This is a genomic window from Streptomyces sp. NPDC001852 (assembly GCF_042891825.1).
Lineage (GTDB): Bacteria > Actinomycetota > Actinomycetes > Streptomycetales > Streptomycetaceae > Streptomyces.
The window spans coordinates 1-25,530 of sequence record NZ_JBIATN010000042.1; the positions used below are offsets into that span (position 1 = coordinate 1).

General features: G+C 70.4%; 17 protein-coding genes. 4 read left to right on the forward strand and 13 right to left on the reverse strand.

What is annotated here, in order from left to right; translation table 11 throughout:
• Positions 1–573: 573 nt before the first annotated feature.
• Complete coding sequence (locus ACFYZB_RS41925; RefSeq protein ID WP_388767142.1) at positions 574–1,713, reverse strand: PucR family transcriptional regulator; 1,140 nt, start codon at positions 1,711–1,713, stop codon at positions 574–576.
• A gap of 87 nt (positions 1,714–1,800) precedes the next feature.
• Between ACFYZB_RS41925 and ACFYZB_RS41930 the strand changes: the two genes are divergently transcribed.
• A complete protein-coding gene (locus ACFYZB_RS41930) occupies positions 1,801–2,856 on the forward strand; it encodes a ferredoxin reductase (protein ID WP_388767143.1) in 1,056 nt (351 codons plus the stop codon).
• A gap of 7 nt (positions 2,857–2,863) precedes the next feature.
• The gene (locus tag ACFYZB_RS41935; protein ID WP_388767144.1) at positions 2,864–3,982 is read left to right on the forward strand and encodes a fatty acid desaturase family protein; all 1,119 of its coding nucleotides are present in this window, start codon (positions 2,864–2,866) and stop codon (positions 3,980–3,982) included.
• A 299-nt stretch (positions 3,983–4,281) separates the two neighbouring features.
• Here the strand turns inward: ACFYZB_RS41935 and lysA are convergent, their stop codons facing one another.
• Positions 4,282–5,610, reverse strand: a complete 1,329-nt coding sequence (gene lysA / locus ACFYZB_RS41940) for a diaminopimelate decarboxylase (protein WP_388767145.1) — start codon at positions 5,608–5,610, stop codon at positions 4,282–4,284.
• Positions 5,611–5,624: 14 nt separating this feature from the next.
• Positions 5,625–5,951, reverse strand: a complete 327-nt coding sequence (locus ACFYZB_RS41945; RefSeq protein ID WP_388767146.1) for an SAV_915 family protein — start codon at positions 5,949–5,951, stop codon at positions 5,625–5,627.
• A gap of 317 nt (positions 5,952–6,268) precedes the next feature.
• Here ACFYZB_RS41945 and ACFYZB_RS41950 point away from each other — a divergent pair, with 317 nt between their 5' ends.
• Positions 6,269–6,835 (forward strand): universal stress protein, encoded by a 567-nt coding sequence (locus ACFYZB_RS41950; protein ID WP_388767147.1) that lies wholly within the window; start codon positions 6,269–6,271, stop codon positions 6,833–6,835.
• A gap of 5 nt (positions 6,836–6,840) precedes the next feature.
• Here the strand turns inward: ACFYZB_RS41950 and ACFYZB_RS41955 are convergent, their stop codons facing one another.
• The 10 genes from ACFYZB_RS41955 to ACFYZB_RS42000 all read right to left on the reverse strand — a co-directional run bounded on the left by ACFYZB_RS41955 (position 6,841) and on the right by ACFYZB_RS42000 (position 22,734).
• Positions 6,841–9,384, reverse strand: coding sequence for a DUF4118 domain-containing protein (locus ACFYZB_RS41955; RefSeq protein WP_388767148.1), 2,544 nt, complete (start codon positions 9,382–9,384; stop codon positions 6,841–6,843).
• A gap of 1 nt (position 9,385) precedes the next feature.
• Positions 9,386–10,069: a response regulator gene (locus ACFYZB_RS41960; RefSeq protein WP_388767149.1), complete on the reverse strand. Its 684-nt coding sequence runs from the start codon at positions 10,067–10,069 to the stop codon at positions 9,386–9,388.
• 133 nt (positions 10,070–10,202) lie between these two features.
• On the reverse strand, positions 10,203–10,910 hold the full coding sequence (locus ACFYZB_RS41965) for a potassium-transporting ATPase subunit C (RefSeq protein ID WP_388767150.1): 708 nt from the start codon (positions 10,908–10,910) through the stop codon (positions 10,203–10,205).
• A 5-nt stretch (positions 10,911–10,915) separates the two neighbouring features.
• Positions 10,916–13,048 carry a potassium-transporting ATPase subunit KdpB gene (kdpB, locus tag ACFYZB_RS41970; protein ID WP_388767151.1) on the reverse strand — a complete coding sequence of 711 codons (2,133 nt, stop codon included), beginning with the start codon at positions 13,046–13,048 and terminating at the stop codon, positions 10,916–10,918.
• A complete protein-coding gene (kdpA, locus tag ACFYZB_RS41975) occupies positions 13,045–14,709 on the reverse strand; it encodes a potassium-transporting ATPase subunit KdpA (RefSeq protein WP_388767152.1) in 1,665 nt (554 codons plus the stop codon). The genes kdpB (ACFYZB_RS41970) and kdpA overlap by 4 nt, the downstream gene beginning before the upstream one ends.
• Positions 14,710–14,717: 8 nt before the next feature.
• Positions 14,718–14,807, reverse strand: a complete 90-nt coding sequence (gene kdpF, locus ACFYZB_RS41980; RefSeq protein ID WP_016434100.1) for a K(+)-transporting ATPase subunit F — start codon at positions 14,805–14,807, stop codon at positions 14,718–14,720.
• A gap of 258 nt (positions 14,808–15,065) precedes the next feature.
• Complete coding sequence (locus ACFYZB_RS41985) at positions 15,066–16,907, reverse strand: APC family permease (RefSeq protein WP_388767153.1); 1,842 nt, start codon at positions 16,905–16,907, stop codon at positions 15,066–15,068.
• Between the two features lie 841 nt (positions 16,908–17,748).
• The gene (locus tag ACFYZB_RS41990; protein ID WP_388767155.1) at positions 17,749–18,552 is read right to left on the reverse strand and encodes a DUF4118 domain-containing protein; all 804 of its coding nucleotides are present in this window, start codon (positions 18,550–18,552) and stop codon (positions 17,749–17,751) included.
• Positions 18,552–21,041 (reverse strand): ATP-binding protein, encoded by a 2,490-nt coding sequence (locus tag ACFYZB_RS41995; protein ID WP_388767156.1) that lies wholly within the window; start codon positions 21,039–21,041, stop codon positions 18,552–18,554. Before ACFYZB_RS41995 ends, ACFYZB_RS41990 begins: the two co-directional genes overlap by 1 nt.
• Before the next feature lie 184 nt (positions 21,042–21,225).
• The gene (locus ACFYZB_RS42000) at positions 21,226–22,734 is read right to left on the reverse strand and encodes a hypothetical protein (RefSeq protein WP_388767158.1); all 1,509 of its coding nucleotides are present in this window, start codon (positions 22,732–22,734) and stop codon (positions 21,226–21,228) included.
• 529 nt (positions 22,735–23,263) lie between these two features.
• On the opposite strand from ACFYZB_RS42000, the gene kdpB (ACFYZB_RS42005) reads away from it, so the two are divergent.
• Positions 23,264–25,417 carry a potassium-transporting ATPase subunit KdpB gene (gene kdpB, locus ACFYZB_RS42005; protein ID WP_388767159.1) on the forward strand — a complete coding sequence of 718 codons (2,154 nt, stop codon included), beginning with the start codon at positions 23,264–23,266 and terminating at the stop codon, positions 25,415–25,417.
• Positions 25,418–25,530 lie beyond the last annotated feature (113 nt).

Here is a 25,530-nt window from a genome sequence, read left to right on the forward strand (position 1 = left end):
CAAACACCGGGCCAGGCACCACGACGTCGGCAAGACGCTCAAACGCGCCGAGTCAATCAAGGAACACCAAGCCCGCCGAGGATAAACGCCAAGCTAAGAAGCTGTATCTCAACCGAACGTGATCCCTTGATTTCCGCTGTTCAGGCATGGTTTCGCTCAGGGTGAGGGAGGCATCCGGCGTCTTGTGTGCGCTTCATGACGAGGGGTGCACGGTGGTGTCGGTGCTGGGAATGCTGGAGGGGCTGCCCGCGTGCGGGTGGAGGGTCTGCGGGAGGAAGCGGCGCGGTTGGCTGAGGTGTTGGAGGCCGCGGAGATCGAGCTGGACCGGCGAGTGATCGCGCGGGAGGAGTTGGTCCAGGCCCTGGCTGTGTCCGCCACCGGAACGACTGCCGTGACCGAGGCGGAGCTGGAAACGGCCTGCTCACCGGTGCCGGTGCCGGGCTCGACGGTGCCGCCCTGGCGGGACGGGCTGCCGTTGACGGTACTGGCACCGGACTGCTGCAAGGACGTCCAGGTGGACACCGAGCACGATGCCGGGATCCGCCGGGAGTTCGTGGACGGTCGAAGTACGCGTCAACCGGCCCGAAGACCGACCGCCAGCGTCAGTTCAAGGACCCGGTGTGGCGATGCGAGATCCGGAAACAGCTCCCGCAGCTGCGACATCCGGTACCGGACTGTCTGGGGATGGACGAACAGCGCCGCCGCCACCTCGTCCCGCCTGCCCTGGTGCAGCAGCCACGCCCGCAACGTCTCCTCCAGCCGCCGTGCGGTAGCGACAGGCAAGGTGCGCAACGGTGCGAGGGCTCGGACACGCAGGTCTGCGAACGCGTCCACGTCGGCGCTCAGCACCAGCTCGGGCAGGTGGTCCTCGGTGTCGCGGATATCAGAGGAGAGGGAGCGCGCGCGTACGGCTCGTGCGTACGAGGCGGACGCACGAGTCCATGGCCGGGCCGGGCCGACCACGGCGGTGCGGTCGGTCAGCTGCCGCAAGAGATGTGATCGGTCGGAATCGGGGACGAGCAGCACACCGGTGGCGTCCGGCAGATCGTCGAGGACGAGGGTGCTCGGGTCGAGCGCGCGGTAGGCAGGCCGGGCCTGGGCGGCAGGCAGCAGGACCGCCGTCAGCGTAACCGGAGGCTGCCATCCGGCCCGTTGAGCAGAGGCCAGCAGCACGTCCGGGCTCGCGCCGGCGAGGAGGTCGCGGGCCAGGTGTTCCAGGTGGCGCTCGTGGGCCCTGCCCCGGGCGGCCAGTTCGTCGGCGTGGCCCGCGGCGCTCGCGGCGGAGAGCTCGTCGATGTAGGCGAAGGTCAGCTCGGCGAACTTGGCGACCTCGGCGGCGGGCAGACCTGCGGGCACGGCGCCCGCTGCCAGGCATCGCCAGGCCACGCGGGCGCCGACGCGGTAGGCGCTGAGCAGGGCGTCCATCGAACGGCCGTCGCGCACCTCGCCGCGGCCCAGCTCGTAGGCCGCGTCACCGCCGTCGCCGCCCGTGGCGTTCCCGCTCGCGAGGTCCAGGTAATGCCCGAGGGCGGTGCGAACGGCTCGGCGGATGGTGCCGCCCATGCTGCCCGAAAGGGCGTTGGCGTAGGGAGGGACCTCGTCGATGATCGCCTGGACGACCTCGTCGGCGGTGGTCTTCAGTGCGGCCCGAAGTGCGGTGACCGTCGTCTCATCCAGGGCCAGTTCGCTGGCTCTCTGGGTGACACGACTCACGTTTTTATTCCCTGCGAACAATTCCACCTACCAGATTCACGTCCTACGGTCAGGACTTTACGCCCTGAGACGCAGCAAGCTGGAGTCATGACGAGTGCAGCCCTTCGCAGCAGGGCGTGGAAACTGCTGGAGATGGTCACGACGCCGCTGCTGCCGTCGGACTACCTCGACCTGGTCAGCCCACTGCGTGCGGGCGCTGACCTGCGGGGGCGCATCGAGGCCGTGCACCCCGAGACGGATGACGCGGCGACCATCGTGATCAGGCCGGGACGGGGCTGGCGCGGCCACACGGCCGGTCAGTACGTGCGGATCGGGGTCGACGTCGACGGGGTGCGCCTGTGGCGTGCCTACTCCCTCACCTCGCCGACGAACCGTCAGGACGGCCGCGTCACGATCACCGTGAAGGCGATCCCGGACGGCAAGGTCAGCAACCACCTGGTCCGCAGGGCGAAACCGGGCACGCTGATCCAGCTCGACCAGGCGACCGGTGACTTCGTGCTGCCGCAGGCCACGCCCGCCAAGGTGCTCTACCTGACGGCCGGCAGCGGCATCACACCCGTGATGGGCATGCTGCGCGACACCGAGTTCGACGACGTCGTCATGGTCCACTGCGCGCCACGGCCGCAAGACGTGATCTTCCGCAACGAACTGCACGACCTGGTCGCGGACAAGAAGCTGCGGCTCACCGAGGTGCACACCGACACGGACGGCATGCTCGACATCGCCCGTCTCGACGAACTCGTGCCCGACTGGGCCGAGCGCGAGACCTGGGCCTGCGGACCCGCGGGCCTGCTCGACGCCGCCGAAGAGCACTGGAGCGAACACGGCGTCCAAGAGTGCCTGCACACCGAACGCTTCCGCCCCGGCATCGTCGTCGCCGGCGACGGTGGCGAGGTCACGTTCAGCGCCACCGGCAAGACCGTCGACGCGGACGGCGCCACGCCGTTGCTGGACATCGGCGAGGAGGCCGGCGTACTCATGCCGTCCGGGTGCCGCATGGGCATCTGCTTCGGCTGCGTCACGCCGCTCAAGGCGGGCGCCGTCCGCGACCTGCGCACCGGCGAGATCACCGAGGCCGAGCCGGGCGTCCTCATCCAGACCTGTGTGTCCGCCGCGGCGGGCCCCTGTGACATCGAACGGTAGGAGCACCTTGACCGCCATCGACCCCACCGCCCACCTGACGGCGGAGCAGATCGAGGAGCTCGGCCGCGAGCTGGACGCGATCCGTGACGAGGTGATCGCCGGCCGCGGCGAGAAGGACGCCGCCTACATCCGCAAGGTCATCTCGGCGCAGCGCAAACTCGAGCTGGTCAGCAGGGGCGTGCTGCTGTTCTCGATGTTCCCGCCCGCGTGGCTGCTCGGCACCGCCGGGCTGTCCGTGGCGAAGATCATGGACAACATGGAGATCGGCCACAACATCCTGCACGGCCAGTGGGACTGGATGCGAGACCCGAAGATCCACTCCACGACCTGGGAGTGGGATCACGTCTCGCCGGCCGACCAGTGGAAGCACTCCCACAACGAGCTCCACCACACGTACACCAACGTGATCGGCAAGGACAACGACCTCGGCTACGGCATCATGCGCGTCGACGAGGACCAGAAGTGGCACCCGTTCCACCTCGGCCAGCCGCTGTGGAACTTCGTCAACGCCTGCTTCTTCGAGTACGGCATCGCAGCGTACGACCTGGAGCTCGGCAAGAACCTGCACAAGCGCCGCCGCAACAACCCGGAGTTCCGCGCCCGAGCCAAGGCTGTGGGCCGCAAGATCCGCAAGCAGGTGCTCAAGGACTACGTGCTCCACCCGATGCTGTCGGGCCCCTCGTTCCTCACCACGCTCGCCGCAACGTTCACCGCGAACCTGGTCCGCAACATCTGGTCCCACTCGGTGATCATGTGCGGGCACTTCCCCGAGGGCGTACAGGTCTTCGAGCGCCGGTCCATCGACGGCGAGACCCGCGGCCAGTGGTACCTGCGCCAGATGATGGGCTCGGCGAACATCAGCGGCAGCAGGGCCATGCACTTCATGACCGGCAACCTGTCGCACCAGATCGAGCACCACCTGTTCCCGGACCTGCCGAGCAACCGGTACGCCGAGGTCGCGGTGAAGGTGCGCGCGCTGTTCGAGAAGTACGAGCTGGAGTACGTCACCGGACCGCTGCCCAAACAGGTGTTCTCCGCGTGGCGCAAGGTCTTCCGGCTCTCGCTGCCGAACAAGAAGCCCGAGGTCAAAACGCCGGACCGTGAACAGGAGCTCGTCGCCGCCTGATGGTTACAAGCGCCTGGCTCAGGCCTTCCAGGGTTGGATGACCGCACAACGGCATCGCGATGGCAGTCACAGCCGAGATCCCCATGCCGCTGCCATGCCGGGCCGGACGCACCGCGCGAGGCCGCCGCCCGGGTGCAGCTCGCGACGTACCAGGCCGAACATCATCGGGACCTCAGCAGGGCCCGGTCGTGCCTTCCGGTCAGTGTGTGCCGGAAGGCAGGCGTGCGCTTCCCTGCACGGCCCGGGCGGGGCGGTCGGCATGGTGAGGGAAGACCGACCCGCCCGGGAGTCATCTGGGGCTACAGGCCCACGTCACGGCTGCGGATGTCCTCCAGGGATTCGCGGCGTACGAGAAGGCGGGCGGATCCGTCGCGCACGGCGACCACCGGCGGGCGGCCGACCAGGTTGTAGCCGGAAGCCATGGACAGGTGGTAGGCGCCGGCCACGGGGACGGCGAGCAGGTCTCCGGGGCGTACGTCTGCGGGGAGTTCCGCGTCGGCGGCCAGGGTGTCCCCCGCCTCGCAGTGCCGGCCGACCACGGTGACCCGGGCGCGGTCCGCCGTGCTGTGCCGGCCGATCAGGCGGGGTGCGTACCGGACGCCGTACAGGGCCGGGCGCGGGTTGTCGCTCATGCCGCCGTCCACGGCCACGAACACGTACTCACCCGTCCGCTTCACGGACAGGACGCGGTACACGGCGATACCGGCGGGGCCCGCGATGGCCCGGCCCGGCTCGATGATCAGCCGGGGAACGGGCAGCCCGGCCGTCGTGCAGGCGTCGGCGAGTTCCGCGCGGACCTTGCGGGCCAGCGCCGTCAGGTCCAGGGCCGGCTCACCGGGGCGGTAGGCGATGCCGTGGCCGCCGCCGAGGTCGAGTTCGGGCAGGACCAGTCCGTGCTGCTCGTGCAGGCGGGCCATCAGGCCGACCAGGCGGCGCACGGCTCCGAGGTACGGCTTGACACTCGTGATCTGGGAGCCCAGGTGGCAGTGCAGGCCGGTGAGTTCGAGCTGGGGCTGGTCGAGGATGCGGGTGATGGCGTGCTGGGCGTAGCCGTCCGCGATCGACAGGCCGAACTTCTGGTCGTCCGTGCCGGTGCGGATCTTCTCGTGTCCGCCGGCGCTGATCCCGGGCACCACACGCACCATCACCTTCTGGTGCCCGTCCGGCCCGACGGCCGCCGCCAGCCTCGCGATCTCAGAGGGGCTGTCGATGACGACGCGTCCGACGCCCAGGCGCAGCGCGGTGTCCAGGTCGCGCGGCGACTTGGCGTTGCCGTGCAGCACGATCCGCTCGGCCGGGAAGCCGGTGGTGACGGCGAGTTCGAGTTCACCGGCGGAGCAGACGTCGAGGCCGAGTCCCTCCTCGGCCGTCCAGTGGGCCATGGCCCGGCACAGGAACGCCTTGGCCGCGTACACGATGTCAGCGTCGGGGAAGGCGTCCCGGTAGGTGCGGCAGCGGTCGCGGACCTCGGCCTCGTCCAGGAGGTAGACGGGGGTGCCGAAGCGCTCGGCGGCCTCGGCGAGTGGTACGCCGCCCACGGTGAGGTCGCCCGGGCGGGGCTCGGTGGTGGAGGCGGGCCATACCGCCAACTCGGCGGCAGCAGTGATGGGTTCGTGAACCGTGGTCATCGTGGCCTCCCCTTTCAGGCGGCGAACGCGGGTGCCGGCGCGGGCATCGGCCTGGGAGCCGGGGCGGTGAACTGCGGGTCCACCGTGACGGTGGTGACCCCGAGCGGGGCTGCCAGCGCCCGCAGTGCGGGCTCGGCGAGACGGATCCACGCCTGGTCGGGTCCGAGCATGGCGGTCAGCCGGAGTGCGGAGGTGAAGCCGACGGCCGTGCGGTCGCCGAGCGGGGTGCGGAAGAGCCGGGCCGCACAGCCGGAGGGGCCCGGCCGGACCGGGACGTACAGGGGTCCGGCCGGGGACGGATCGGAGGGCTCGGGGTCTTCGCCGTAGCGGAGTTCTGCCATGGGGTGCCTCCCGATAGGCAAGGAGCGTGGGATCTGGGTGCCCCGGACGCGGGGAGGCGGACCGGGGCTCGCCCTCGACGGTATGCCCGGTGTTCCCAGGTTCCGGACCTGCCCTGACGGGATGCTGATGGTGATGGGGACGACCTTGACGGGACGCTGACGCCCTGGCGAGAGGGCGTGGAACGGGACGTCAGAAGGGTGCCAAGAACGGGCGTGCGGACTGTTCGAAAGCCTCGGGCAGAGGTGAGATGGAAGCGGTTCCGAGAAGGATCGCCGGCCCGGAAGCCGCTGCCGGCGCGTGCAGAACGGTGAAAGCGATGTCCGAGTCCCGTCCGTCCTCAGCAACTCGTTTCGTGGTGGGGGTGAGCGGCTCGCCGGGCAGTCTCACCGCCATGAGCCGGGCGGCCGACGAGGCCCGGCGCCGAGGGGCGGAGCTGTGGCCGGTGCTGGCCTGGGAGCCGCCCGGCGGGGATCCTGCCGCCCGCAGGTTCCCGGCCGCGGCCGTCATGGTCGAGGAGTGGGACCGGCTGGCGCGGGAGCGGTTGCTCAAGGCGCTGTGCGACGTGTTCGGCAGCACGGACACCGGGCTGCCCGGACACGCGCTCGTCGTACGAGGCGCCCCCGGGCCGGCTCTGGTGCGGACAGCCGGCCGGGAGGGCGACGTCCTCGTGGTCGGCGCGGGCGGTCGTGGCCGACTGCGCCGTGCGCTGTGGCCTTCGGTCAGCCGCTACTGTCTCGCCCGCGCCGCGTGCCCCGTGCTCGCGGTGCCGCCGTCGCCGCTGCAGACAGCTCTGGCAGCCGTGCGCCGGAGGAATGCCTTGCGGCTGCCGCTGGACATGGAGCGTCTTCAGCGGGAGTTCGAGTCCGTGCCGCCCGGCGCCTGATGTCCTCAGTGGGCAGCGGTGGCCGGCAGGTCCGGCTGCTCCGGACGCCGTGCCGGGGCCGTCGGCACGGCGAGCACCATGGTGAGGCCGCCGCCGGGCGTGTCCTCGGCGTGCAGGGTGCCGCCTATGGCCTCGGCGAAGCCGCGGGCGACCGCGAGTCCGAGGCCGACGCCGACACCGCGCGGCGAGTCGCCGTACCGCTGGAAGGGCTCGAAGATGCGGTTCTTGGCCTCGTCCGGAACACCGGGCCCGCGGTCCACGACCCGCAGTTCGACCCGGTCGGCCAGGGCGCTCGCGGACACCAGCACCCTCTCCCCCGGCGGACTGTATTTGACGGCGTTCTCGACGACGTTGGCGACGGCCCGCTCCAGCAGGCCCCGGTCGACCCACACCATGGGCAGGGTCTCGGGGATGTCCAGGTCCACGCTGTCCTCCGGCACCCCGCCGAGCGCCATGGGCACGACCTCGTCCAGGTCGCTCTCGCGGATGATGGGCGTGACGGTGCCGGTCTGCAGCCGGGACATGTCCAGCAGGTTGCCCACCAGGTGGTCGAGCCGGTCGGCGCCCTCCTCGATGGACTGCAGCAGCTCCGCCCGGTCCTGTTCGGACCACTCGACGTCGTCCGACCTGAGTGAGGTCACCGCGGCCTTGATCCCCGCGAGCGGGGTGCGCAGGTCGTGGCTGACGGCGGCGAGCAGAGCGGTGCGGATGCGGTTGCCCTCGGCCAGTTCCTTGGCGCGATCGGCTTCGCGCTGCAGGCGCTGGCGGTCCAGGACGACGGCGGCCTGCGCGGCGAACGCGGCCAGCACCCGGCGGTCGGCGGCGGGCAGCACCCGGCCGCGTAGGGACAGGGCCATGTGGTCGCCGACGGGGACGTCGACGTCCGCGTCCTCCGGGACCTCGGCCGGCTGGGGCCCCACGCTCCCGGCGCGGGTCCAGGGTCCCGTCTCGCCGGTCCGTTCGAGCAAGGCCACCGACTCCATGCCGAAGGTTTCCCGCACCCGTTCCAGCAGCGCCTCCAGGGTGGTTTCACCGCGCAGGACGTTGCCCGCGAGGAAGGAGAGGATCTCCGACTCGGCGCGCAGCCGGGCGGCTTGATGGGTGCGGCGGGCGGCGAGGTCCACCACCGAGGCCACGGACACGGCGACCCCGACGAAGATCGCGATGGCGACGATGTTCTTCGGGTCGGCGATCGTCAGGGTGTGGACGGGCGGGGTGAAGTACCAGTTGAGCAGCAGGGAGCCGACCACCGCGGAGGCCAACGCGGGGAAGAGGCCGCCCAGCAGGGCCGCTGCCACCGTCAGCGTCAGGAACAGCAGCATGTCGTTGGCGAGGCCGACGTCCGGTAGGGCACTGGTGAGGAGCCAGGTGAGCACGGCGGGGCCGAGCACTCCCACGGCCCAGCCCCAGATGACCCGGGAGCGGCCGAGGCGGGCGCCGCGCGCCACCGGCAGTCCCCGTCCCTTGCCCGCCTCGTCGTGCGTGATGAGGTGCACGTCGAGGTCCGGACCGGACTCCACGGCCACCGTGGCACCGACCCCGGGCCCGAGGACGTACTGCCAACTGCGTCGGCGCGAGACGCCCAGGACGATCTGGGTGGCGTTGACGCCGCGTGCGAAGTCCAGCAGGGCGGCCGGTATGTCGTCGCCGACCACGTGGTGGAAGGTGCCGCCCAGGTCCTCCACGAGGGTGCGCTGTACGGCCAGTTCCTTCGGGGAGGCCGAGGTCAGCCCGTCGCTGCGGGCTATGTACACGGCGAGCACCTCACCGCCGGCACCCTTCTCGGCGAGGCGCGCGGCACGCCGGATCAGGGTGCGCCCCTCGGGACCGCCGGTCAGGCCGACCACGATCCGCTCCCGGGAGCCCCAGATCTTGGAGACCCGGTGCTCGCTGCGGTAGGCGGTCAGGTACTCGTCGACCCGGTCCGCCACCCACAGCAGCGCCAGCTCGCGCAGGGCGGTCAGGTTTCCGGGGCGGAAGTAGTTGGACAGGGCCGCGTCGACCTTGTCCGGCTGGTAGATGTTCCCGTGCGCCATCCGGCGGCGCAGCGCCTCCGGCGACATGTCGACCAGCTCGATCTGGTCGGCCCGCCGTACCACCTCGTCCGGGACCGTCTCGCGCTGCCGCACGCCCGTGATCGACTCGACCACATCGCCGAGTGACTCCAGGTGCTGGATGTTGACGGTCGAGACGACGTCGATGCCCGCGGCGAGCAGTTCCTCCACGTCCTGCCAGCGCTTGGCGTTGCGGGAGCCGGGGACGTTGGTGTGGGCGAGTTCGTCCACCAGGGCGACGGCCGGAGCACGCCGCAGTACGGCGTCGACGTCCATCTCGGCGAACGTGGCGCCCCGGTACTCCAGTTGTCCGCGGGGCACCTGCTCCAGGCCGTGCAGCATCACCTCCGTGCGCGGCCGGTGGTGATGTTCCACGAAGGCGACGACGCAGTCGGTGCCCCGCTCGATACGTCGGTGGGCCTCGGACAGCATCGCGTAGGTCTTGCCGACGCCGGGTGCCGCGCCGAGGTAGATCCGGAGCTTGCCGCGTGCCATGTCATCCTTCGAAGCGATAGCCCATGCCGGGCTCGGTGATCAGATAGCGGGGGTGGGAGGGGTCCGTCTCCAGTTTGCGGCGGAGCTGGGCCATGTAGACGCGCAGGTAGTTGGTCTTGTTGCTCTGCGAGACGCCCCAGACCTCCTGGAGCAGCTGCTTCTGCGTGATCAGGCGGCCGGGGTTGGTCACGAGGATCTCCAGCAGGTGCCATTCGGTCGGGGTCAGCCGGACGTCCTTCCCGTCCCGCAGGACCTTCTTGGCGAACAGGTCGATGCTGAAGTGCTCCGTCTCGACCAGAGTCGTCTCGGGGACGAGCGGGGTGTCCTCGGTGCGGCGCACGGCGGCCCGCAGCCGGGCCAGCAGCTCGTCCATGCTGAACGGCTTGGTGACGTAGTCGTCGGCGCCGGCGTCGAGCGCGGCGACCTTCTCGTCGGACGCCTGGCGGGCGGACAGCACCATGATCGGTACGCGACTCCAGCCGCGCAGCGCCTTGATGATGTCGACGCCGTCCATGTCGGGCAGGCCGAGGTCGAGCAGGACCACGTCGGGCTGGCGCGCGGCGGCGAGCCGCAGGGCCGTGGCGCCGTCGGGGGCGGCGTCCACACCGTAGTGACGTGCCTGCAAGTTGATGACGAGGGCCCGCACGAGCTGCGGGTCGTCCTCCACCACGAGCACCCTGGTCATGGGTGTGTGCCTCTCCTGTCATGCGTCGGGCCGTGGGCACGGGAAGCCGGGCGGCCGACTTCACGGCTGCGGGAGCCGGCGGTCCCGGAATGCCTCCCAGACCGCCGACTCCCGTGTGGATCGCGTAAGGCCGTCACTTCTTCGCCACGAGGTCCTTGAGCGCGATGTTGAGTTCCAGGACGTTCACCTGCGGCTCGCCGATGAAGCCGAGGGTGCGGCCCTGGGTGTGCTCCTTGACCAGCTTCTCTACCTGGGCGACCGCCAGACCGTTCTCCGCGGCGACCCGGTGCACCTGGAGTTCGGCGTACTCCGGGGAGATGGCCGGGTCCAGTCCGGAGCCGGAGGAGGTGACGGCATCGGCGGGGACGTCGGCCGGCTTGACGGTGTAGCCGGGCACGGAGTTGTCCTTGACGACAGCGGCCTTGGCGGCGAGTACCTGGGCGCAGAGCGTCTTGTCGGCGGGCTTGTCCGGGCACTTGCCGTTCACCGCGCCGCTGTCTGCGGACAGGTTGGTGGCGCCGGAAAGGATCAGCTTGTACTGCGTGTTGACGCTGTTGGCGCCGAGGCCGTTGACCGGACGGCCCTGGAACCACTTCAGGTCCGGGTCCGGGGTGTCCTGGCCCTTCTTCAGCGGCAGGTTGTACGACTGGCCGATGAGGGACGAGCCGACGACCTTGCCGTCCGCCTTGATCTCGGAGCCGTTCGCCTTGTCGTGGAACAGCCCCTGGGCGATGCCGGTGACGACCAGCGGGTAGATGACGCCGGTCACCAGGGTCAGCACGAGCAGGGCGCGCAGGCCCGCCCCGAGCAACCGGGCGGTGTTCGTAACGGAGTTGTTCATGGCGATCAGCCGATTCCGGGGATGAGGGAGATGAGCAGGTCGATGATCTTGATGCCGATGAACGGCGCGATCAGGCCGCCGATGCCGTAGATCCCGAGGTTGCGGCGGAGCATCCTGTCGGCGCTCATCGGCCGGTAGCGCACGCCCTTCAGGGACAGCGGCACCAGCGCGACGATGATCAGCGCGTTGAAGATGACGGCCGACAGGATCGCGGAGTTCGGGCTGGACAGGTGCATGATGTTGAGCTTGTCCAGGCCCGGGTAGACCGCCGCGAACAGCGCCGGGATGATCGCGAAGTACTTGGCGACGTCGTTGGCGATGGAGAACGTCGTCAACGCACCGCGCGTGATCAGGAGTTGCTTGCCGATCTCCACGATCTCGATCAGCTTGGTCGGGTTGGAGTCGAGGTCGACCATGTTGCCGGCCTCCTTGGCGGCCGACGTGCCGGTGTTCATCGCCACGCCGACGTCCGCCTGGGCGAGCGCGGGCGCGTCGTTCGTACCGTCACCGGTCATCGCGACGAGCTTGCCGCCAGCCTGCTCCCGCTTGATGAGGGCCATCTTGTCCTCGGGAGTCGCCTCGGCGAGGTAGTCGTCGACGCCCGCCTCCTCGGCGATCGCCTTCGCGGTCAGCGGGTTGTCACCCGTGATCATGACCGTCTTGATGCCCATGCGGCGCAGCTCCTCGAACCGCTCCCGCATGCCCTCCTTGACGACGTCCTTGAGGTGGATGACGCCCAGGACGCGGGCGCCCTGCTCGTCCTCGACCGCGACGAGCAGCGGAGTGCCACCGGCCTCGGAGATCCGGTCGGTCAACTGCTGGGCGTCCGAGGCGACTTCGCCGCCCCGTTCCTTCACCCAGGCGATGACGGAGGCGGTGGCGCCCTTGCGGATCTTCCGTCCGTCGACGTCCACGCCCGACATACGGGTCTGGGCGGTGAACTCGATCCACTCCGCGCCGGCCAGCTCGCCCTGGTGACGCTCCCGCAGCCCGTACTTCTCCTTCGCGAGGACGACGATGGAGCGGCCCTCGGGGGTCTCGTCCGCGAGGGACGACAGTTGGGCCGCGTCGGCGACCTCCGCCTCGGTGGTGCCCTGGACCGGTACGAACTCGACGGCCTGGCGGTTGCCGAGGGTGATGGTGCCGGTCTTGTCCAGCAGCAGTGTGGAGACGTCACCGGCGGCCTCGACCGCGCGCCCGGACATGGCCAGCACATTGCGCTGGACCAGCCGGTCCATGCCGGCGATGCCGATCGCGGAGAGCAGGGCACCGATGGTGGTCGGGATCAGACAGACCAGCAGGGCCACCAGCACGACCATGGTCAGGTGCGTGCCCGCGTAGTCGGCGAGCGGCGGCAGGGTGGCGCAGGCCAGCAGGAAGACGATGGTCAGCGAGGCCAGCAGGATGTTCAGCGCGATCTCGTTGGGCGTCTTCTGCCGGGCCGCGCCCTCGACCAGGTTGATCATCCGGTCGATGAAGGTCTCGCCGGGCTTCGTCGTGATCTTGATGACGATCCGGTCGGACAGCACCTTCGTACCGCCCGTGACCGCGGACCGGTCGCCGCCGGACTCGCGGATGACCGGGGCGGACTCGCCGGTGATCGCCGACTCGTCCACGGAGGCGACGCCCTCTACGACGTCACCGTCACCGGGGATGATGTCGCCGGCCTCGCAGACGACCAGGTCGCCGATGGTCAGCGCGGTGCCGGGGACCTGCTCCTCCGACGTGCCGTCGGTGAGCAGCCGGCGGGCGACGGTGTCGGTCTTGGCCTTGCGCAGGGTGTCGGCCTGCGCTTTGCCGCGGCCCTCGGCGACCGCCTCCGCCAGGTTGGCGAAGATCACCGTCAGCCACAGCCAGACACTGATCGTCCAGCCGAACCAGTCACTCGCGTGCTGGAAGGAGAACACCGTGGTCAGGACGGAGCCGATCCACACCACGAACATCACGGGCGACTTGACCATCACCCGCGGGTCCAGCTTGCGGAACGCGTCCGGCAGCGACTTGAGCAGCGCCTTGGGGTCGAAGAGGCCCGCTCCGACACGGCCCTCGACGGGCTTGTGCCCGGTGGGTGCGTCCTGGTGGGGCGCAAGGGTGGGTGTGGACATCGCGTCCTCGTGGTTTTCCGTTCGGGTGGTCATGACGCCAGCCCCTCGGCGAGCGGGCCCAGCGCGAGGGCCGGGAAGTACGTCAGACCGGTGATGATCAGGATCGCGCCCACCAGCAGCCCGGTGAACAGCGGCTTCTCGGTGCGCAGGGTGCCCGCGGTCACCGGGACCGGCGTCTGCTCGGCGAGCGAGCCGGCCAGCGCCAGGACGAAGATCATGGGCAGGAAGCGGCCGAGCAGCATCGCGAGTCCGGTCATGGTGTTGTACCAGTCGGTGTTCGCGTTCAGACCGGCGAAGGCCGAACCGTTGTTGTTCGCCGCCGACGTGAACGCATACAGCACCTCGGAGAACCCATGCGCGCCGGAGTTGAGCATCGAGTGCGGCGGGGTCGGCAGGGCCATCGAGGCGGCCGTGAACACCAGCACCAGGGCGGGGGTGATGAGGATGTAGCAGGCGGCGAGCTTCATCTCGCGGCCGCCGATCTTCTTGCCCAGGTACTCGGGCGTACGGCCGACCATCAGACCGGCGATGAACACCGCGATCACGGCCATGATCAGGATGCCGTACAGGCCGGAGCCGGTGCCGCCGGGCGCGATCTCGCCCAGCATCATGCTCAGCATCGTGATGCCGCCGCCCAGACCGGTGAAGGAGGAGTGGAAGGAGTCCACCGCACCGGTCGAGGTGAGCGTGGTCGCCACCGCGAAGATCGACGAGCCGCCGACGCCGAAGCGGACCTCCTTGCCCTCCATCGCCCCGCCCGCCGCCTGCAGCGCCGGACCGTGGTGGGCGAACTCGGTCCACATCATCAGCGCGGTGAAGCCGAGCCAGATGGTGAACATCGTGGCGAGGATCGCGTAACCCTGCTTCACGTTGCCGACCATCACGCCGAAGGTGCGGGTCAGGGAGAAGGGGATGACGAGGATCAGGAAGATCTCGAAGAGGTTGGTGAAAGGCGTCGGGTTCTCGAAGGGGTGGGCGGAGTTGGCGTTGAAGTAGCCGCCTCCGTTGGTGCCGATCTCCTTGATGGCCTCCTGCGAGGCGACCGCGCCGCCGTTCCACTGCTGCGAGCCGCCCATGAACTGGCCGACCTCGTGGATGCCGGAGAAGTTCTGGATGGCACCGCACGCGACGAGGATCACCGCGGCGACGACCGACATCGGCACCAGGATGCGCAGCGTGCCGCGCACGAGGTCTGACCAGAAGTTGCCCAGTTCACCGGTGCGCGAGCGGGCGAACCCCCGAACGAGAGCCACCGCCACGGCGATGCCGACGGCCGCCGAGAGGAAGTTCTGCACGGCCAGACCGGCGGTCTGCACGACGTGCCCCATGGTCTGCTCGCCGTAGTACGACTGCCAGTTGGTGTTGGTCACGAAGGACACGGCCGTGTTGAACGACTGCGCCGGGTTGACCGAGGAGAAGTGCAGTGAGCCGGGCAGGACGCCCTGCAGCCGCTGCAGCAGGTACAGGAACAGCACGCTGACGGCCGAGAAGGCCAGCACACCGCGCAGATACGCGGGCCAGGTCATCTCGGTGTCAGGGTTGGCACCGATGGCCTTGTAGATCCACTTCTCCACCCGCAGATGCCTGCTGGAGGAGTAGACCTTGGCCATGTAGTTGCCGACGGGGACATAAACGAGCGCCAACGCGCCTATCAGGGCGAGCAGTTGGAGCACGCCTGCAAGTACGGGTCCCATGTCTTGTCTCAGAACCTCTCCGGGAAGATCAGGGCGAGGACGAGATAGCCCAGCAGGGCGACGGCCACGACGAGGCCGACGATGTTCTCGGCGGTCACAGCTTCGTCACCCCCTTGGCGACGAGGGCCACCAGCGCGAAACCCGCGAGCACGGTGACGACGAAGGCCAGATCGGCCATCGCTAACTCCTGGAGTGAGGTTCGGTTGAAACGGACGTGTAAGAGGAAAGCGCCTCTCTGGCCGGTTCTGGTCGCCCGTTGACGGCCCTCATACGGCGGACCCAGCACCTTTGACGGGACTCTTACGACTCCTGACTCCTACCGGTCAGTGGGCGGCTGTCAGAGTGGGTGACCTGGCTCACAGCCGGAAGCGCAGTCGACAGATCACGGCGTCCGTCTCCCGGCGCACGGCGTGCGCGACGACGGCGCCCCGCTGGTTCTGCAGCAGCCGCTGCCAAAGCCGCTCGGGCTCGGCCTCCGGGATCAGCACGGTGACCCGTGTGGCCGGTTCTGCGGCGGTGACCTCGCGCACGTAGGCGGCGATGGGACGGCCGAGGCTGCGCCGCTCGCACGCCAGCCGTACCAGCTCGACCCCGGGCTCCCACTCCGCCCAGGAACGCTCCAGGACGTGCAGTTGCGACCGGTCTTCGGGGTCCGGATAGCACACGGTCACCGCGCGGACCTCGTCCCCGAGGGAGGCAGCCGCGGTCAGCGCCTCCGAGGTCAGCCGGGACAGCGTGGACACCGGGACGATCACCAGCGACCGCTGGCGGTGCGGGACCTCCGGAACACGGCCGAGGCCGAGCCGCTCGCCGATCCTGCGATAGGCGCGGTGCACGATCTCGAAGGCGGCCACCAGCAGCGGCAGAGCGATGACGATCAGCCAGGCGCCGTCCATGAATTTACTCGCGGTGACGACAACGGTCGCGACACCCGTGAGCACGGCCCCGAAGCCGTTCAGCAGCGCCTTCCCGCGCCAGCCGGGGCCCTTTTCGATCCGCCAGTGCCGGACCATGCCCACCTGGGCGATCGTGAAGCCGACGAAGACCCCGATGGCGAACATCGGCACCAGGGTGTTGGTGTCGCCGCCGGAGAACAACAGCAGCGCGGCGGAGACGACGGCCAGCGCGAGGACACCGTGCCGGTGCACCTGGCGGTCGGCCTTCAACGCGAACACATGCGGTGCGTAGTTGTCACGGGCGAGCAGCTTCAGCAGCACCGGCAGCCCGCCGAACGAGGTGTTCGCGGAGAGCGCCAGCAGCAGCATCGTCGCGAACTGGATGACGTAGAAAGCCCAGTTGTGGCCGAGGGAGGCGTCCGCGAGCTGGGCGAGGACCGTGACACCCTCGACCGGCTGCAGATGGAAGCGGCCGATCAGCACCGACAGGCCGATCAGCATCAGGCCCAGGACGGCGCCCAGGGCGACCTCCGCACGCTGAGCGCGCTTCACGCGAGGGACCCGGAACGAGGGGACGGCGTTGGCGATGGCCTCCACGCCGGTCAGCGCCGCACAACCGGAGGCAAATGCCTTCAGCAGGAGCAGCGCCCCCACCGTGGAGGCGTTGTCCGCGAGGACCGAGGCGTGCCCGGCCGCGGTCACCGTGCTCACGGGGTGGGAGCGGAACAGGCCGACGCCGATCAGCACGAAGATCGAGTCGACGAACACGACCGTCGGCACGATGAACGCCTTCGCCGACTCCACGATCCCGCGCAGATTGACGCCCGTGATCAGCGCGAGCACCGCCAGGCACAGCCACAGCCGGTCGCCGTACAGGGAGGGGAAGGCGGAGGTGAGGGCCGCCACGCCTGCCGTGACGGCGACCGCCACGTTGAGTACGTAGTCCAGCACCAGCGAGGCCGCGGCCACCAGGCTGGTGCGCGCGCCCAGGTGCGTCTTCGCCACGGCGTACGAGCCGCCGCCGTCCGGGAAGGCGGCGATCACCTGCCGGTAGGAGGCCACCAGCACCGCCAGCAGGGTCGCGATGGCCAAGGTCACCGGCATCGTGAAGCCGAGGCCGTGGGCGCCCGCGGCGGCCAGCACGAGGACGATGGCCTCCGGCCCGTACGCCACCGACGCCATCGCGTCCAGCGACAGCGCCGCGAGCCCCGTGACCGCGGTCAGCCGGTGCCGTTCCTCGGTGTCGGGCGGTTCCTCGCCGGCGGGGACGGCATCCGGCTGCTCGGTGGTCACAACGGACATGGGCGCGTGCTCCCTCTTCGTTCGGCCGCGCGCGAAGGTCCGAGCACGCGGGTGCACCCAGGTTCCGGCCGTTTCCCGCCGCGGCCGACCGTTCCTTGCGGCATCTTCGCGCCCAACCGCCCGACCTTGACGCGATCTTGACGGCTGTCCGGCGTCAGAGCCGTGTCAAAGTCCGCGGTTCCGATTCCGCAGGTCGTTACCGTCCGCTCCAGGGGACGCCCCGATGAGTCAGGTGAGGCGGCGACCGACCTGGAATGGACGCGGGAGTTGTGGAGCGCCGTCCGCTGCGCCGGCGCGCTGCTCACCCTGCTGTTCCTGACCGACCGGGGGTCCGGCCGCATCGCCTGTGGCGCGCCGCCCTGTGGGTCGCGCTCGCGGGGCTGCTCTTCGGCGTGCTGTATCCAGCCCGGGTGTCCACCGGCGGGAACTGGCCGGCCTCGCGCCGGCTGGTGTGCGAGCGACGGGTGCGGACGGACTTGCTGGTGACGGTCCGCTGCCTGGACGGCATCTTGCCGCGGCTCCTGCTGCGGGACACCCCGGTCGGCCGTGTCGAGATCGATCCCGAGGCCCTCGTCCGCGACCCGCACCTGTGGTTCCGGCTGAACGAGGGCGCGCGGACGGCGGCGGACGACGTACTGCTGCTGTGCGGCCAGACCGCGCTGCGCCGCCTTTCGATCCGCATGGACCGCGAGACGGCACGGGCCGTGTTCAAGGCGTCCGGCCTGGACCAGGACGACTCAGTCCCTGCGGTTTGCCGTATGCGGTTGTACGCCCGTCATGGGGCAGGGAATCCGGCGCGCCCGGCCTCACCGCCTCCGTACTGTTTCCGCGATGTCCGGCCTCATCCCCCGCGTACCGGTCCCGCCGTGTCCAGTGCGGCACCCGTCTGGTCGGCCAGGGTGACGGCGACCAGCCGGGCCTGGAGCGGGGGCACCGGTCCCGGGCCGGGGGTGAGCATGAAACGGCCGAGGTAGTGGCCGTTGCCGTACGCGCGCAGCTCGATCTCGCCCTCCGGCCATCCGTCGGTGTCCGGGTTCCGGGTGCGGCGGCCCACCGTCACGCCGCCGTCCTTCTCCAGGCGCGGCGGGCGGCCCAGGAGCGCGCCGTACTCGAAGCGGCAGGCGCGCAGTCCGAGCAGGCCGGTCAGCTCGCCTCGGACGTGGTCGACCACGATGTCCGCCGAGTTGGCGGACTGCACGAGGTCGGCCGTCCGACGGATCCGCGCGAGGTGGTCCGCGTCGGTCACCGTCATGACCTCCAGCCGACCGGCCCAGGCCGCGAGTTGGGCGACGATCACGCCGACGACCAGCAACAGCACTGCCGTTTCGATGTCCGCCGAGGCGGTGATGTCGAAGGTCTCGTACGGCCGGGTGAGGAAGAAGTCGAACCAGGCCGCCGCCGACAGTGCCGCGACCACACCCGCCGTACGGCTGCCCAGGGCAGCCACGGCGACGACCACGACGACGAGGGCCAGGGCAGCGTTCGTGTGCGTGAGGCTCGTACGGAACGGGACGAGCGCCAGGGCCACGAGGAACGGGGCGGCCAGGCCGACCGTCAGGGCGAGCCGGTCCCGCAGCGGCAAGTGCCGCGCAGCCCGGCTTCCTCGCGTGCGGTGCAGCTTCCAGGTACCGGGCACAGTGCTCATCACGCACCTCCTACGCTCTGTTCGGCACCCGCCGTGCGTGCCGCGAACGGCAGCGAGACGACCATGGTCAGTCCGCCGCCGGGGGTGTCCTCGGGGTTCAGGGTGCCGTTCATCGCCTCGGTGAGTCCCCGCGCGAGGGCCAGCCCAAGGCCGAGTCCTGCGGTGCTGTCGGTGTCGCCTAGTCGCTGGAAGGGCTCGAAGAGCCGTTCCCGGCCCTCGGGCGGAAGCCCTGGTCCCCGGTCCACCACCCGCAACTCCACCCGGCCCGCCAGGGCACTGGCGGTGACCAGCACCCGCTTCCCGGGCGGGCTGTGGCGGGCGGCGTTGCCGACCAGGTTGGCGATCACCCGCTCCAGCAGCGGCGGGTCGGCCAGCACCGCCGGGATGTACTCCACGTCCGCCACCTCGACCTCCGACACGTCCGCCAGTGCCATCGGCAGCACCTCCTCCAAGGAGGTCTCTCGCAGGTTCAGCGTCAGGGCGCCGGCCTCCAGCCGGCTGAGGTCGAGAAGGTTCTCCACCAGCCGGTTGAGCTTGGCCATGGACTCGTCGGCGGTGGCCAGGAGTTCCTCACGGTCCTCCAGGGAGAACTCGACGTCCCGGCTGCGCAGGGAAGTGACCGCGGCCCAGCCGGCGGCGAGCGGGGTGCGCAGGTCGTGGCCGACGGCCCGCAGCAGGGCCGTACGCAGCCGGTCGGCAGCCTTGACCGGCTCCACCTCAGCCGCCGCCTCAGCGAGCCGTGCCCGCTCCACCGCGGAGCCCACGTGCGCGGCGAACGCGGCCAGCACCCGCCGCTCGGAGGAGGAGAGAGTACGGCCGCGCAGCACGAGATGGGCACCGGGGCCCGCCGCAACGGCCATCACCCCGGGTGTCGCGTCCGGTGGCTCGTCCACCAGGTCCGCCGATTCCATGCCGAAGGTCTCGCGGGTCCGCTCCAGCAGGGCCGGAATGGTCGCTTCCCCGCGCACGATGCTGCCGGCCAGGGACGACATGGTCTCCGCCTCGGCGGTCGCCCGGGCGGAACGGCGGCCCAGGCGCAGGGAACGGTCGACGACCGCGGCGACAGTGGCCGCGACGACCGCGAACACCGCCAGGGCCAGCAGGGCGTTCGGATCGTCCAGCGTGAAGGCGCCGATGGGCGGGATGAACCAGTAGTTGAGCAGCAGGGACGCCGTCACCGACGCGATCACCGCGGAAGCGACACCGCCTATGCAGGCCACGCCCACCACGGCCAGCAGGAACAGCAGGGCCTCACTGGTCAGGTTCAGCGTGCCCCGCAATTGGGCCAGGACCGTGGTGAGGAGGACCGGCAGCACCAGTCCGGCCACCGGGCCCGCGATCAGCCGGGCCGTCGACAGCGTGCGCCGCCGGGACGGCAGCAGGGTGCCGCGCCCGGCCCGCTCGTGGGTGACCCGGTGCACGTCGATGTCCCCGGACAGCTCGGTCACTGTCTCCCCCGTGCCGGGCCCGGTCAGGAACCGCGCCAGGCGTCCCCGTCTGCTGGTGCCGAGCACCAGCTGGGTGGCGTTCTCGGCGCGCGCGAACTCGACCAGGGTGGTGGCCACGTCGTCGCCGACCACGGAGTGGTAGCTGCCGCCCAGGTCCTCCACCAGCCGGCGCTGCCGGGCCAGCGAGGCCGCCGAAACCCCACCGGCCAGGCCGTCGCTGCGGGCCACGTGCACGGCGAGCAGGTCGCCGCCCGCCGACCGGTCCGCGATCCGGGCAGCCCGCCGGACCAGGGTGTCCCCCTCCGGTCCGCCGGTCAGGGCGACGACGACCCGCTCCCGGGTCTCCCACACCCCGCCTATGCCGTGCTGCGAGCGGTACTCCTGCAGGGCCTCGTCCACCCGGTCGGCCACCCACAGCAGCGCGAGCTGGCGCAGGGCCGTGAGGTTGCCGGGCCGGAAGTAGTTGGCGAGCGCGGCGTCGATCTTCTCGGGGGCGTAGATGCTGCCGTGTGCCATACGGCGGCGCAGGCCCTCGGGAGGCATGTCCACCAGCTCGATCTGCCAGGCCCGCCGGACCACCTCGTCGGGCACGGTCTCGTGCTGCGGCACCCCGGTGATCTTCTCGACCACGTCGTTGAGGGACTCCAGGTGCTGGATGTTCACCGCGGTGATCACGTCGACGCCGGCGTCGAGCAGTGCCTCGATGTCCTGCCAGCGCTTGGCGTTGCGGCCGTCGCCGGGGACGTTGCTGTGGGCGAACTCGTCCACGATCGCCACCTGCGGCCGGCGGCCGAGGACCGCGCCCAGGTCCATCTCCTCGAAGTCGCCGCCGCGGTAGGTGCAGGACGTGCGAGGGACGACCTCAAGGCCGTCGATCATGGCCTGCGTGTGCGGGCGCCCGTGGCACTCCACGAAGCCCACCACCACGTCCGCACCGCGGGCGGCGCGGCGCCGCCCCTCGTCGAGCATCCGGTACGTCTTGCCGACGCCTGGGGCCGCCCCGAGATAGACCTTCAGCCGTCCGGACCGTACGTCACTCATCGCCGTCGACGCGCTCCGCTCACTGATCCAACTCCCCTTCTCGGGAAAGTTCCTCCTCCAAGAAAGCCGCTTCACGGAGCGTTCGGCGTGAGTGTTAGCGACTTCTTGGCGGCGGTGCCGGGGACCTTGACACCGCCTTGACGTGCCCTGGCCCGATGGGGTGAGAGCAGCTGCCCGCGCCCGCTCAGCGGAACTCGGCCAGCCGTGGCCGCAGCCCCGGCACGGCCAGGAGCATCGCCGCGCCCAGCAGGCCGCCCACCCAGGGCAGAAGGCCGTTCAGCGCTGAGCGGCCTTCGTCGACGGAGGACGTGAAGTGGGCGCGGTTGATGCCCGCCACCCGGTCCAGGGCGGCCATCCACGCGCCGAAGTGGGCGTTGGACGTGCCCGGCGCCCAGTCCATGCAGAACTCGACCGCCTCGCGCTCCTTGCCGGCCGCGAGCAGCGCGCGGATCTTCCGGTCGTCGCGCTGGTAGACGGCGTAGGTGTCCACCGTCTTCTCAGCGGCGGCCCGCTCGCCGGGGAAGGTGATGTTGTCCAGCTCGCGGCGGAACTCGCCGGTGAAGCGCAGGTCGTGGTGGTCGGCCCGGTACGCCCGCCAGGAAGTGGCCAGTTCGTCGTCGTACGTCGACAGCGTGGCGCCCTTCAGACCGTACAGCGCTTGGGACTTGGCGAGGAACGAGTCCTCGTACTGGATGCGGCGCTGCGGGTCGAGCAGGTAGCGGCTCTCGTCGGCGTTGGCGTCGTAGGCGACGGCGCGGGCGCGGGAGAGTGCGACGACGGAGTCGAAGGCATCGTGCCTGGCCACGCGCAGGTGATCGGCGGAGGCGGACAGCACCTTGGAGGCGAGTGCCACCGCGAGCAGGGTGCAGACGGTGGCGGCCAGCACAGCGGGGTTGAGGATGCGCCGGAAACTGCGCGCGAGGTACCACTGCAGGACGCCGAGCACGGCCAGCAGCAGCACACCCAGGGCGAGCACGGCGGCGAACTGCGCGGAGAGGGTGGAGCGCGCCGAGGAGTACTCGGCTTCGAAGGCCGCATTGTTGGAGGACACCAAATTGCCAGCGGCTGGCAGGAGTTGGGTGCGCAGCAGGTCCGTGGCGCGCCGGTAGTCGGCGAGGGCGGCCGGTTTGCCGCCGTGGTGGCCGTCGTTCTCCAGGGCCCGGCCGATCAGCTCCTGGTATGCGGCGAAGTCGTCGGTCAGCGACTCCACGGTCTTCTCGTCGGCCGGGCTGCCCTGCGCGGCGACGGCGAGGGTGCGCAAATCATGGCCGATCTGGCGCCGGGCGTCGCCGTAGAAGCCGACTGCCCTTGTGTAGGGCGTCTGCAGGCGCCCCTTACCAGCATCGCCGTTCGACAGCAGGATGTTGGCGGCCTGGGCGTCCATGTCGTTCAGGGCCAGGCCGAGGTCGGCGGCGCTGGTGGTGCGGGGCGCGTCGCGATCGGCCACGCTGCTCCAGGTGCCGAGGGTGGCGAGCCCGGCAACCAGCAGGAGTATGACGAGGCCGGCGGCGAGCAGGACCGTGGCCGCGCGCAGAAGGCGCAGCCGTGCGGGCACGGTGGCCCAGTAGCGGCGGCGCAGAGCGGCCCGCGCGGCCCCGGTCCGCCGCCACAGGCGCAGCCCCGGACCCGGTTCTGCCGTCCGCGAGCCCCCTCGCCGGCCCGGTACGGGGCTGCCCCCTGGTTGGGCGACCATCTCTCTCCGTGGCGGTGCTCCTTGCTCGGTCCGAGGACCCTGCGCTGATCCGGCCGTGAGAGTCACGGTCCCTCCAACGTCACTGCCACGGACGGTCGCCCGTCCCCCGTTGGTGATCAGTCTGCGACGGGATTCGGCCACTGGTGGCTGACGTTGATGGGTCCCTGACGGTTTCTCGGCTTTGTTTGACGGCACTTTGACGGCGCCGCCGCACGGGCCGTATGAGTGCCGCCAATTCCCCGCCGAACAGGGCGGTCGTGAAGGGAACGGGGCTAGATTCGCTGTCGGCCGCCGAGGGGGCCGCGGACGTCAGCGGCCCCCACGACTGAAGGAGTCCCCGCTCCGAAGCGGCGCGAAGGCGGTCCGGTGCGTGTCCGAGGGGCAGGCACCCGCGCACGACGTCTTACGTCGTCCCGTGCCGGCGTCCGTGCGCCGACGTGCGGCGCCGGGGCCCCGGCGCCGCACGGTCCCGTGGCCACGTCCCCGTCACGCCTCCGTCCCTGTCATCCGTCGAGACACGAAGGTGTCCATGCTTCCCGCTGCCCCTGAGAAGGCCCCACCGTCACGCCCCGCGCCCGGAGCCCGGACCAGACCGGAGCGAAGGCCGAGGCGGCGCGCCCGGAGCGGGCTGTTCGAGCCCGCCCAGCTCGTCCGTTCCTTCCCCGAGGCGCTGCGCAAACTGCACCCGCGCGTCCTGGTGAAGAACCCGGTGCTGTTCGTCGTGTCCGTGGGCGCGGTCCTGACCACGCTGTCGGCGTTACTGCACCCGGCGGTCTTCACCTGGGTCATCAGTCTCTGGCTCTGGCTGACGGTCGTCTTCGCCAACCTGGCCGAGGCGGTCGCCGAGGGCCGTGGCAAGGCGCAGGCCGACTCGCTGCGCCGGGCCCGTATGGACACGGTCGCGCTGCGGCTGCAGCACTGGAGCTACGGCACGAACCCGGCCACCGCCCGCACCGAGGCCGTCGCCACCACCGATCTGAAACCGCTGGACGTCGTGCTGGTCGAGGCGGGCGAGATGATCCCGGCGGACGGCGATGTCATCGACGGGGTCGCGGCAGTGGACGAATCCGCCGTCACCGGCGAGTCGGCTCCCGTGATCCGGGAGGCCAGCGGAGACCGCAGCGGGGTCACGGGCGGTACGACGGTGCTGTCCGACCGGATCGTCGTACGAGTCAGCGCACGCCCCGGGCACAGCTTCCTTGACCGGATGATCGCGCTCGTGGAAGGCGCCTCCCGGCAAAAGACCCCGAACGAGATAGCTCTGAACATCCTGCTGGCCTCGCTCACGATCATCTTTCTGCTGGTGGTGGTCGCCCTGCAGCCGATGGGCGAGTACGCGGGCGCCGCCCAGTCCACAGCCGTGCTGGTCGCGCTGCTGGTCACGCTCATCCCCACGACGATCGGCGCCCTGCTGTCCGCGATCGGCATCGCCGGCATGGACCGGCTGGTGCAGCGCAACGTGCTGGCCATGTCCGGCCGCGCGGTGGAGGCGGCGGGTGACGTGAACACCCTGCTGCTCGACAAGACCGGCACCATCACCCTCGGCAATCGTGAGGCCACCGCCTTCGTCCCGCTGCCCGGCATCGACGAACGCCAGCTCGCCGACGCCGCCCAGCTGTCCTCGCTGGCCGACGAGACGCCCGAGGGCCGCTCCGTCGTCGTCCTCGCCAAGGACCGGTACGGCCTGCGGGCCCCCGCCCGGGGCGAGCTGGCGAACGCCCGCTGGGTGCCGTTCAGCGCGCAGACCCGCATGAGCGGCGTCGACCTGCGCTGGAACAACGGAGCCGTCTGCGCCATCCGCAAGGGCGCCGCCCAGCAGGTCATCGACTGGGTGCAGATGTACGGCGGCCAGGTCCCGCCCGAGGCACGCAGGTACGCCGACGCCGTGGCCGCCGCCGGAGGGACACCGCTGCTGGTCGCGGTGCACGACTGGGACGGGCCGCGCGCCCTCGGCGTGATCCAGCTGAAGGACGTCGTCAAGGACGGTATCCGCGAACGCTTCGCCGAGCTGCGCCGCATGGGCATCCGCACAGTGATGATCACCGGTGACAACCCGCTCACCGCCCGCGCCATCGCCGAAGAGGCGGGCGTGGACGACTACTTGGCCGAGGCCACCCCCGAGGACAAACTCGCCCTGATCAAGCGGGAACAGGAGGGCGGCAAGCTGGTCGCGATGACCGGCGACGGCACGAACGATGCCCCGGCCCTTGCGCAGGCGGACGTCGGAGTGGCCATGAACACCGGTACATCGGCCGCCAAGGAGGCCGGCAACATGGTCGACCTCGACTCCAACCCGACCAAGCTCATCGACATCGTCGAGATCGGCAAGCAACTCCTCATCACCCGAGGCGCGTTGACCACGTTCTCCATTACCAACGACGTGGCGAAGTACTTCGCCATCATCCCGGCGATGTTCGCGGGCACATACCCGGGACTGGAGTCCCTGAACGTGATGGGCCTGCACAGCCCGACCTCTGCGATCACTTCCGCGATCATCTTCAACGCCCTGATCATCGTGGCGCTGATCCCGCTCGCGCTGCGCGGCGTGCGCTACACCCCCGCCTCCGCGCACGACCTGCTGCGCCGCAACCTCCTCGTCTACGGCCTCGGCGGCCTCGTACTGCCCTTCGTGGGCATCAAGCTGATCGACCTGCTGATCTCGGAGGTGCCCGGCCTTGGCTGAGCCGCGCCCAGTGTCCTGGCTCGCCCGTCAAGGTCCCGTATGCGCACGTCAGAGCCCCGTCAGGGAAGGGGATTTCGGCTTGCCCCGCCCGTGCGGCACGGCTTCCATCGATG